The organism is Rhizobium redzepovicii (assembly GCF_019793435.1).
GTDB classification, from domain to species: domain Bacteria; phylum Pseudomonadota; class Alphaproteobacteria; order Rhizobiales; family Rhizobiaceae; genus Rhizobium; species Rhizobium redzepovicii.
Map to the genome: position 1 here is coordinate 20157 of NZ_JAILYH010000036.1, position 10821 is coordinate 30977.

The window sequence follows — 10821 nt, forward strand, 5'->3', positions numbered from 1 at the left end:
TTGGCGCATGCCGGAAAGGGCAGCAGCTTGCTGCCTACGGCTATGCCAGCGATAGAATTTAAATCGATTTAAAATAGAAAAAATGGAATTTAAAGTGGTACAGCGTCCTTTGCGCTCCTGAAAAGACGGCAGCGATCCAATCACAGCAAGGTCTGAAACAAGGAGGAGTTGTTCATGACTGCAGCGGAAACACGTACGGACGGAGCGGTGGCAGGCTCGGGCCTGCTCGATCGTGAAAGGATCGTCGCGAAACCCGGTTTTAACAGGTGGCTGGTGCCGCCGGCCGCGCTCGCCATCCATCTCTGCATCGGCATGGCTTATGGTTTCAGCGTCTTCTGGTTGCCGCTGTCGAAGTCGCTCGGGATGACCGCCCCGACCGCTTGCCCCGATCTGACACTCGCCTCGGCGCTGTTTACCACCACCTGCGACTGGCGCGTTGCCGACCTCGGCTGGATCTATACGCTGTTCTTCGTTCTGCTGGGCTCGTCGGCCGCCATCTGGGGCGGCTGGCTGGAGCGGGCCGGTCCGCGCAAGGCGGGCGTCGTTTCCGCCTGCTGCTGGTGCGGCGGCATCGTGCTTGCCGCTGTCGGTGTCATCACCCATCAGCTCTGGCTCATGTGGCTCGGCGCCGGTGTCATCGGCGGCATCGGTCTCGGGCTCGGCTACATCTCGCCGGTCTCGACGCTGATCAAATGGTTTCCCGACCGGCGCGGCATGGCGACCGGCATGGCGATCATGGGCTTCGGCGGCGGCGCGATGATCGGCGCTCCGCTTGCCAACTTGCTGATGAATGCCTTCAAGACCGATACCTCGGTCGGGGTCTGGCAGACCTTCATCGTCATGGCGGTCATCTATTTCGTCTTCATGATGGGCGGCGCCTTCGGCTATCGCATTCCGCCGGCCGGCTGGCGGCCGGAAGGCTGGACGCCGCCCGCGGCCAAGAGCACGATGATCACGACCAAACATGTGCATCTGCGCGATGCTCACAAGACAAAGCAGTTCTGGCTGATCTGGGCGGTGCTCTGCCTCAACGTTTCGGCCGGCATCGGGGTTCTCGGCATGGCGTCGCCGATGCTGCAGGAAATCTTCGCCGGCTCGCTGATCGGCCTGCCGGATGTCGGTTTCGCGCAGCTCGACGCCGGCCAGAAGGCGTCGATCGCCACGATCGCCGCGGGTTTTGCCGGCCTGCTGTCGCTCTTCAATATCGGCGGGCGGTTCTTCTGGGCGTCGCTCTCCGACAAGATCGGCCGCAAGAACACCTATTACTGCTTCTTCATCATCGGCATCGCGCTTTATGCGCTGGCGCCTAGCCTCGCCGGTATGGGCAACAAGGCGCTGTTCGTTCTCGCCTTCGGCGTCATTCTGTCGATGTATGGCGGTGGTTTTTCGACCATCCCGGCCTATCTCGCCGATATTTTCGGCACGCAATTCGTCGGCGCCATCCACGGGCGGCTACTGACGGCCTGGGCAACGGCTGGCATCGTCGGTCCCGTCGTCGTCAACTATATCCGCGAAGCGCAGATCGCCGCCGGCGTTGCTCCCGGTCCGAGCCTCTATACCGGCACGATGTACATCCTCGCCGGCATGCTGGCCCTCGGCCTTGTTGCCAATTCACTGATCAGGCCGCTTTCGGACAAATGGTTCATGTCCGATGGTGAGGTCGCTGCGCTGCAGGCGAAGTCGGCGGCCGTCAATGCCGGGCCGACCGGCTCCTTCGGCATCGGCACGGGTGGGCTGGACGCCAAGGCGATGCTTGCCTGGGCCGTCGTCGGCATTCCGCTGCTCTGGGGTGTCTGGGTAACGCTGAAGGCGACCTTCGCGCTGTTCGGGTAAAGATATCAAAGCGCGCCGCATGGGCCTCATGCGGCGCGCTTCTTCCTCGCTACGCAGAAATAATCGCGAGCTATGGGGTGTGGCTCAGAACTCTTCCCAGCTCCGCGCGGTTGCAGCGGCAGCGCCGTGCGCCTTGCCGACACGCGAAACGAGATGCAGCGCCGGCGAGCCTGCCTGTCTCGCTTCCAGCCTGCCGGCGGTTTGAGGCCCGGCCTGGGTGCGGGTCTGACCGGGCAGTCGGAATCGTGCCAGCAGGACCCGCAGCGTTTCGGCTTCCGTTGCCAGGCTGTGGCTGGCGGCGGTGCTCTCCTCGACCATGGCGGCATTCTGCTGGGTTGCCTGGTCGAGCGAATTGACCGCCTGGTTGATTTCCTTGAGACCGGTTGCCTGTTCCCGTGAGGCTTCGACGATGGCGACGACATTGCCGTTGATATCGCCGACCTGGGTGACGATCTCCTCGAGCGCCTTACCTGTCTGGCCGACGAGGCCGACGCCGTTCTTGACGAGGTCGCTCGACGTATTGATCAGCGCCTTGATCTCCTTGGCGGCCTTGGCGGAGCGCTGGGCGAGCTCGCGGACTTCCTGGGCCACCACTGCAAAACCCTTGCCGGCTTCGCCGGCGCGGGCGGCTTCGACGCCGGCATTCAGCGCCAGGAGATTGGTCTGGAAGGCAATATCGTCGATGACACCGATGATATTGGTGATTTCGCGCGAGGACTGCTCGATCTGGTCCATGGCGGCGACGGCGTTGCGGACCACGACGCCCGACTGCTCGGCGCCCTGCTTTGTCACAGCGACAAGGCGGCCCGCCTCATCGGCGCGGCGGCTGGAATCGTTAACGGTGGTGGTGATCTCCTCCAGCGCGGCAGCGGTCTCTTCGATCGACGCGGCTTGCTGTTCCGTACGCTTGGAAAAGGAGTCCGCCGATGTACCGATCTCGCTCGACCCGGCGGCGATCGCAATGGCATTCTCGCCGATGGTCTTCATCGTATCGGCAAGACCTTTGACCGCGGTGTTGAAGTCGTGCCGCAACTGCTCCATCGAGGGGACGAAGGGCGTATCCACCGTCTTCGTCAGATCACCTTCGGAAAGCTGGCGCAGCGCGCCGCCGAGCAGGGAGATCGCGCTCATTCGCTGGGTGACGTCGGTTGCGAACTTCACGACTTTGTAGACTTTGCCGTTGGCATCGACGATCGGGTTATAAGCTGCCTGGATCCAGATTTCGCGGCCGCCTTTGCCGAAGCGGACGAATTCGTTGGCAATGAATTCGCCATTGCCAAGACGCTGCCAGAAGCTGCTGTATTCCTCCGTGCGGGTGTGGGCCGGGTCGCAGAACATGCTGTGATGTTTGCCGGCGATTTCGGCCAGCGAATATCCCATGGCCTGGCAGAAATTCTCGTTCGCGGTCAGGATCTCGCCCTTTGGGGTAAATTCGATTACCGCCTGCGAGCGCGAGATCGCCTCAAGCTTACCGGAATCCTCGACCGCCTGCTTCTTCGCGGCTGTGATATCGGCGGCGAATTTCACCACCTTGAACGGCTTTCCGCCTTTGGAAACGGGATTATAGGACGCCTGGATCCATATTTCCCTATTGCCTTTGGCGAAGCGCTTATAGGCGCCGGCGTCATATTCGCCGCGTCCGAGCCGCGCCCAGAAGGCGCGATATTCGGGCGTCGCCGCATAGGCCGGCTCGCAGAACATGCTGTGGTGCTTGCCGACGATCTCGTTGAGGCGATAACCAAGCGCTTTGCAGAAATTCTCGTTCGCCGTGAGAATATTGCCGTTGAGATCGAATTCGATGATCGCCTGCGACTTGGAGATGGCGTCAAGAATGTATTTCGAATCGGAGGCTAGACCAAACATTCTTGTCCCTTTGAGATGCACAGCTTGCGCTGTTCGGCTGGAGAAGCGAAGGGGCTGGCGAGGTATGCCGGTGCAGGGGACAACCGGTCTCCGGTTATCACTCCTCTATACCGGAGACTTATCATCCGTATGCTTCACGACCATACTGAGGGAGCGTGGTTAATTTAGCGTATAAAAGCTATTGCTAATAATATGATGTGATACGGATGAACGCGGCGATTTACCTCAGACGCGCAAAAAACCGCCCGGGACGGGCGGTTTTCAACTCTTCGAATTGCTTGATGGCGATCAGGCCGCTAGTTCATCCGTCTCGTTTTCCTTGAACATCTTGGCAAGGTTCAGGAAGCAGATCATGCCATTTTCCGAGGCGATGATGCCTTCGCAATAGGCGCGGTCGAAGGAGGCTGTCACTTCGGGCACCGGTTGGACCTGGCTGGAGGAGATGGTGAGAATATCCGAGACGCGGTCGACGAGCATGCCGATGACCATGCTGTGAACTTCGGCGACGACAATGGCGCTGCGTTCGTTGGCGACGGTGCTCTTCATGCCGAGCTTATAGGCAAGATCGATAATCGGGATGACCGAGCCGCGCAGGTTCATGACGCCGATGACATCGGCCGGCGCATGCGGGATCGGCGTCGACGGCGCCCAGCCGCGAATTTCGCGAATGGTCGTGGTCTTGACGCAGAATTCCTGATCATGCAGGCGGAAGGCAATGATTTCGAGCGTATCGCCGCTGAAGCTAGTGGAATTGATCGTGGTCATAGAATTCTTCCCAACTGTCGTAAGCCAGGGCAGAAGCGGGCGCGCCACCATTGGCGCGGACGAGCTTTGCCTTCACACCACGCGATGGCTTTGCGCTCGGCCAAGCATCGTTACGGTTATCGACGACATTAGCGGAAGAGTGTTGCCCAAATCTAAATCGGGAACCGGATTTGCGGAGGTTTCGTGCTCGATTCACCTCAGCTTATGGTCTTTTCGATCTGCGAGACCGCCCAATCGACCTGCTCCCTCGTGATAACCAGCGGCGGAGCGAGGCGAATCGTATGGTCGTGCGTGTCCTTGGCGAGCAGGCCGCGTTCCTTCAGCGCATGACAATATTGCCGCGCGCCGCCGGCTTCGGGTTCCAGTTCGACAGCCATCATCAGGCCGCGGCCGCGCACCTCCCGGACGATGTTCGAGCGGATCGACCTGAGGCCTTCGAGGAAATAGTCGCCCATATCAGCGGCGTTCTCGATCATACCCTCTTCCGTCAGCACCTTCAGCGCCGCGCGCGCCACCGCGCAGGCGAGCGGGTTGCCGCCGAAAGTGGAGCCATGCTGGCCGGGCTTCAGCACCCCCAGTACCGCGGAATTGGAAAGCACCGCAGAGACGGGATAGAAGCCGCCGGACAGCGCCTTGCCGATCAGCGTCACATCGGCCTCGATGCCTTCATGTTCCTCCGCCAGCAGCTTGCCGGTGCGGCCGAGGCCGGTCTGGATTTCGTCGAGGATGAGGGTGACGTTGTTATCCGTGCAGAGCTCGCGGATGCGGGTGAAATATCCTGCCGGCGGGATGATGACACCGGCTTCCCCCTGGATCGGCTCGATCAGGGCGGCGACCGTATTGCTGTTGATGGCCGCCTCGAAGGCCTCGGCATCGCCGAAGGGAATGGTGCGGAATCCCGAGGTGTAGGGGCCGAAACCGGTGCGGGCGTCGGGATCGGTGGAGAAACTGATGATGCTCAGCGTCCGGCCATGGAAATTATCGGCGCAGACGATGATCTCGGCCTGGCCTTCCGGTACACCCTTGACCTCGTATCCCCATTTGCGCACCGCCTTGATGGCGGTCTCCACCGCTTCCGCGCCGGAATTCATCGGCAGGATCTTGTGCGATCCGGTGAGCGCGGCGAGCTCTTCATAGAGATAAGCGAGCTGATCGTTGCGGAAGGCGCGGGAGGTGAGCGTCAATCTGCCCGCCTGCTCGACCATGGCGGCAAGGATTTTCGGGTGACAATGGCCCTGGTTGACGGCGGAATAGGCCGAGAGGCAATCGAGATAACGATTGCCGTCGGTATCCCAGACATGAACACCTTCGCCGCGCGTCAGCACCACGTCGAGCGGCTTGTAGTTGTGGGCGCCGAGACGTTGTTCGGTGGCGATCAGTTTTTCCGAAGTGTTCATGGTTCTTTCCCCTCTAGATCATGATGCCGATAAGTGAGTTCCAGGCGGCGCGTGCCTTCTACGCGGCACGGGTTGGGCGATCGAAGATGCGGCGGCCGAAGAGGCTTGCCGTCAGCTCCACTAGGACGCGGGCGCTCTTGCCGCGATCGTCGAGAAACGGATTGAGTTCGACGAGATCGAGCGACGAGACGAGGCCGCTGTCGGACAGCATTTCCATCACCAGATGCGCCTCGCGGAAGGTCGCGCCGCCGGGCACCGTAGTGCCGACGCCGGGGGCAATTTCGGGATCAAGGAAATCGAGGTCGAGGCTGACATGCAGCAGGCCGCTCGCCTTGGCGACCACATCGAGGATCTCACGCATGATGGCGCCGATGCCCTGCTCGTCGATCGCGCGCATATCGAAGACGTTAACGCCGTGTTCGTGGATTTCCTCGCGCTCACGCGCATCGACCGAACGGATGCCGACCTGGAAGACATTCTTCGGGTCGACGAAGGCACGATCCCTCGGCAGGATCTCGGCGAACTCCGCCTCGCCACAGAAGAAGGCGACGGGCATGCCGTGAATGTTGCCGGATGGCGAGGTGGCGGGAGAGTTGAAATCGGCATGTGCATCGAGCCAGAGCACGAAAAGCGGGCGGCCTTTGCCGGCGGCGTAACGCGCCATGCCGGAGACGCTGCCCATGGAGAGGCTGTGGTCGCCGCCGAGGATCAGCGGAAAGCGACCCGAGGCGGCGACATCATGGACGCTGCTTTCGAGCGCCCGCGTGAAGGCGCCGACGATTCTCAGATTATGGGCCTTCGGATGATTCGGCAGATCCATCGCCGGTACGATCCTGAGATCGCCGAGATCGGCGACGTCGTGGCCAAGCTCGATCAGCGTCTGATCGACGCCGGCGATGCGCAGGGCCGCCGGGCCCATGGCGGCGCCCCTGCGGCCGGAACCTTCTTCCAGCGGCGCGCCGATAAGTGTGACAGATTGCGATTGGGCATTCATTCGAGGGCTCCGTGGTGAGGCCGTTTTGGCCGATAGTGGGATAAAGGGCTGACGGCAAAAAGATGGAAAAGTGTCAGAAATGGATTATGATTGCGCAATATGATAAACCTATTTTGACAAAGTGATCAGCGTGGACGATCTCGATACCGAGCTCCTGAGTGCGCTTCGCCACAATGCCCGGATTTCCGTCTCCTCGCTTGCGGCGATGACGGGCGCTTCGCGGGCAACGGTTGCCGCCCGAATCGACCGGTTGGTCGCCGGCGGCACCATCGTCGGCTTCACCATCCGCACCGGTCATGAGACGCGGTCCGCCGGGGTGCGTGCCATCGTCATGATCGAGGTGCTCGGCAAACTCGCCGACAGGGTGGCCGATCAGCTGCGCGGCCTGCCGCAGGTCCGCGCCCTGCACAGCACCAATGGCAAATGGGATTTCGTCGCCGAACTCGAGGATCGCGACCTTGCCTCTTTCGATGAGACGCTACGCCGTATTCGGCTGATCAACGGCATCAACTCGACCGAGAGCAATATTCTACTGAAGACGAGCAAGACGGGGTTTTAGGACATTGTCGTGCGAGACGCCGGCTGAGGAATCGGCGAACCAGCCCCTCATCCGCCTGCCGGCACCTTCTCCCCGCCCGCGGGGCGAAGGCGATATGCCGCGACCTCTCCGTTCCTCTCCCACCTCTCTCGCAGGGCACGTCCCCTCGCCCCGTTTACGGGGAGAGGGTTAGGGTGAGGGGCAGCCGCAGACGCTAAGCCGGCTCAATATTCCCGTTCGTAGACGACACCCGCTTCGCCGGCACCATTACCGCCGGCGGCACCCCGCAGCTTGACGCCGCGGCCGACGTCGAGGTTGATGATTGCCTTGGCGCCGGCTGCGCCGCCCTGCTGCAATTCGAAATAGGTGCGGTCGTTGAGATAACGGCCGACGCTGACGCTCGTCTGGCCCTTGGAATCGGTGCTGATATCGAGATCGTCGACGCCGAGCTGATTGCGCAGGCCTTCAAAAAGCGAGGTCGAGCGGTTGCCGGCCAGCTGGCTGACGGCGTCGGCGAGCTGGGCGATCTGCACCGGCGAGAGTTTGGACATCGACTGGCCGAAGATCAGCTGCGCCAGCACCTCGTCCTGCGGCAGCTGCGGCGAGGAGGAAAAGGTAATTGCCGGGTCGGTGGCAAGTCCGGCGACGTCGACGGTCAGCGTCGTCGAGCCGGAGGTCGAGGTCGCTTCCATATCGAGCGCCGGCGTCAGGTCGCCGGCGAATGTGATCCTGCTTTTGTCGGTGAAATCCAGACGGCGGTTGAGAATGGTCATGCGGCCGCGGCGCATGGTGAATCCGCCGGTTACGATCGGCGCTGCCGCCGTTCCGCGGATCGTCACCTTGCCGCCGAGCTCGGCATCGATGCCGCGGCCACGTGCGAAGATATGCGAAGGCGCGTCGATTTCGAGATCGAGGGTGATCGTGGAGGATTTCTCGGTGGGTTTCCGTTCGCCATCGTCGCGCAACTGGGCAAGCACCGCTCGCGGCGCATTCTTGTGGCGGATGTCGATTTCCCTGAGCGAGGTCGGCAATTTTTCCGGGACGGTGATCGAGGTCTTGTCCAGCCGAAGCTTGCCGCTCAACGTCGAATTCATGATCGGCCCGCGCAGGCCGAGCGTGCCGTTGACCGTGGAGACAACAAGCGTTCCATCGACATAGACCGCTTGGTCGAGTTTGATCGAAATATCGGCGGGAAAGCCGCCGGCCGGCTGGATGCCGATGGTGCCGCTTGCCGAAATCGTGCCGCCGCCGCCGAGGCTGCCGCTGAGGCGCGATATCACTGCCTGGCTGCCGTTGAAGGTGACCGTCGCCGCGAGATTGTTGACGGCGAGATTGCGCCGGACATCGACGAGCTTGGCGCCATTGGTCGAGACGGTGCCGTTGATGACAGGTGCCGCCGCGGTTCCGCCAACCTGCAAGTTGAGGGTGGCGACGCCGTCGGCGACGAGGCCCTGTTGCGCGAGTGGCGCGCCAAGCACGGCGAAGGGAAGATTGCCGTTGAAGCGCATATCGAGGGCGCGATTGCCGGTGATCACGACGCTGCCGCCGCCCTTCAGCGACATGCCGGCATCACCGACAAGACTGGTGTCGACCGTCAGCCTGTTTCCGGCAAGTTTGCCTGATGCGCCGATGGTGAACGGCGAAAGGCCGGCGCCTTTTGTCTGGCTGGTTGCGGCGTTCTTCCAGTCGACCTTGAAATCGACCGAGGGCGCCGATAGCGCGCCGGTGGCCTTTGCGGTTGCCGAGACCGCGCCTTCGGCTCCAAGGCCCGGAACAAAGCTGTTGGCGATCGCAGCCGGAACATTGGAGGCATTCACGGTGGCATCGACCGCGCGGATAGAGGTGCCGGCGAGCGAAAGATTACCGGCGGCTTTCAGCGCAATGCCGCCGCTGCCGCTGAGATTGGCATCGAAATCGAGCCGGTCACCGGCGTATTTTCCCGTCGCCGCCAGCGCCAGGCGGGAGAGGCCGGCAGCCTTGGTGTGGCTGGTGGCCGCATCCTTCCAGTCGAGCTTGAAATCGACGATCGGATTTTCAGGCGTTCCCGACGTGACGGCGTTAGCCGAAAGTGTGCCTTCGGCACCGAGGCCGGGAACGAAGGCATTGGCGATATTGGCCGGAAGTGCGGGAATATCGGCATTGATCGAAAGATCGCGGATGGCCGTTCCGGCGATGGTGACGCCGCCGGTGGCCTTGGCCAGCACCCCGTCCTTGCCGGCAAGGTTGGCATCGAAGTCGACCCTGTCATCGGCGTATTTTCCGGATGCCGCCGCGCTCAGGCCGGAAAGGCCGCTGTTTTTGGTCTGAGCGGTTGCGGCGTTCTTCCAGTCGAGCTTGAAATCGACGGCGGGTTTGGGCAGAGCGCCGGAGACGGATGCGGTTCCCGACACCGTGCCCTCGGCGGCAAGACCGGGGATGAAGCCGTTGGCGAGCGCTGCCGGCAGATTGGCGAGATCGGCCTTGACGTCAAGATTGCGGACCGAGGTGCCTGCCGTTGCAACATTGCCCTTGGCTTTTAGCGAGAGGCCGTCCTTGCCGCCGAGATCGGCATCGAAATCGAGCCGGTTGTCGGCGAAATGGCCGGAGGCGGCAAGCGCCAGTCCCGATAGATGAGCGCTTCTGGTGTGGCTGGTCGCGGCATCGGTCCAGGCGAGCTTGAAGTCGGCATTCGGTGCGGCGGGGGTCCCGGCGGCGGACAGGGTGCCCGATATCGTGCCGCCGGCCGCCAGGTCCGGAACGAAGGCATTTGCGAGACTGGCCGGAATCTTGGCGATCTCGGCATCGACCTTGATGTTTTCGACCGTCGTGCCGACGAGGGCGACATTACCGGTGCTCTTCAGCGAGAGGCCTTCGGCGCCACTGGCCGCGGCGTTGAAATCAAGCTTGTTATCGGCGAATTTTCCCGCTGCGGTCAGGCCGAGAGCGGCAAGGCCGGCACGCTTCGTGTGGCTGGTCGCGGCATCTTTCCAATCAAGGTCGAAATTGGCAGTGGGAGCGGCAAGCGAGCCTGCGGCCGAAACCGTTCCGGAGATCGCGCCTTCGGCGGCGAGGTCGGCGACGAAGCTGTTTGCGATGCCCGCCGGGATATTTTTAAGCGTTGCATCGACCTTGATGTTGTCGATCATCGTGCCTGTGACGGCGACATTGCCGTTCGCCGTCAGCGAGACGCTGTCGGCGCCCGCTATCGCTGTGTCGAAATCAAGCTTGTTGTCGGCGAATTTACCGGATGCCTTCACCGCGAGGTCCGCAAGGCCGGCACGCTTGGTGTGGCTCGTCCCAGCATCTTTCCAGCTAAGGTCGAAATTGGCGGTGGGAGCAGCAAGCGAGCCTGCCGCCGAAACCGTTCCGGAGATCGCGCCTTTGGCGGCAAGATCGGCGACGAAGCTGTTTGCGATGCCCGCCGGGATATTTTTGAGCGTTGCATCGACCTC

The 10821-nt window shown here is 62.1% G+C and carries 7 protein-coding genes; 2 read left to right on the forward strand and 5 right to left on the reverse strand.

Annotated elements, in window-relative coordinates; translation table 11 throughout:
- The first annotated feature begins 174 nt into the window (after positions 1 to 174).
- Positions 175 to 1833 carry an OFA family MFS transporter gene (locus K6N12_RS32750; RefSeq protein WP_097624869.1) on the forward strand — a complete coding sequence of 553 codons (1659 nt, stop codon included), beginning with the start codon at positions 175 to 177 and terminating at the stop codon, positions 1831 to 1833.
- Between the two features lie 84 nt (positions 1834 to 1917).
- Here K6N12_RS32750 and K6N12_RS32755 read toward each other — a convergent pair whose 3' ends face one another.
- The 4 genes from K6N12_RS32755 to rocF all read right to left on the reverse strand — a co-directional run bounded on the left by K6N12_RS32755 (position 1918) and on the right by rocF (position 6852).
- The gene (locus K6N12_RS32755) at positions 1918 to 3696 is read right to left on the reverse strand and encodes a methyl-accepting chemotaxis protein (protein WP_097624868.1); all 1779 of its coding nucleotides are present in this window, start codon (positions 3694 to 3696) and stop codon (positions 1918 to 1920) included.
- 288 nt (positions 3697 to 3984) lie between these two features.
- The gene (locus K6N12_RS32760; RefSeq protein WP_003567163.1) at positions 3985 to 4461 is read right to left on the reverse strand and encodes a chemotaxis protein CheW; all 477 of its coding nucleotides are present in this window, start codon (positions 4459 to 4461) and stop codon (positions 3985 to 3987) included.
- A gap of 197 nt (positions 4462 to 4658) precedes the next feature.
- Positions 4659 to 5858, reverse strand: coding sequence for an ornithine--oxo-acid transaminase (rocD, locus tag K6N12_RS32765; RefSeq protein WP_097624867.1), 1200 nt, complete (start codon positions 5856 to 5858; stop codon positions 4659 to 4661).
- A 58-nt stretch (positions 5859 to 5916) separates the two neighbouring features.
- Positions 5917 to 6852, reverse strand: a complete 936-nt coding sequence (gene rocF / locus K6N12_RS32770) for an arginase (RefSeq protein WP_097624866.1) — start codon at positions 6850 to 6852, stop codon at positions 5917 to 5919.
- A 121-nt stretch (positions 6853 to 6973) separates the two neighbouring features.
- Between rocF and K6N12_RS32775 the strand changes: the two genes are divergently transcribed.
- Positions 6974 to 7411: an Lrp/AsnC family transcriptional regulator gene (locus K6N12_RS32775; protein ID WP_012559170.1), complete on the forward strand. Its 438-nt coding sequence runs from the start codon at positions 6974 to 6976 to the stop codon at positions 7409 to 7411.
- Between the two features lie 203 nt (positions 7412 to 7614).
- Here K6N12_RS32775 and K6N12_RS32780 read toward each other — a convergent pair.
- Positions 7615 to 10821 (reverse strand): translocation/assembly module TamB domain-containing protein (locus tag K6N12_RS32780; protein ID WP_222149155.1); only part of this gene is annotated, 3207 nt, incomplete at its 5' end.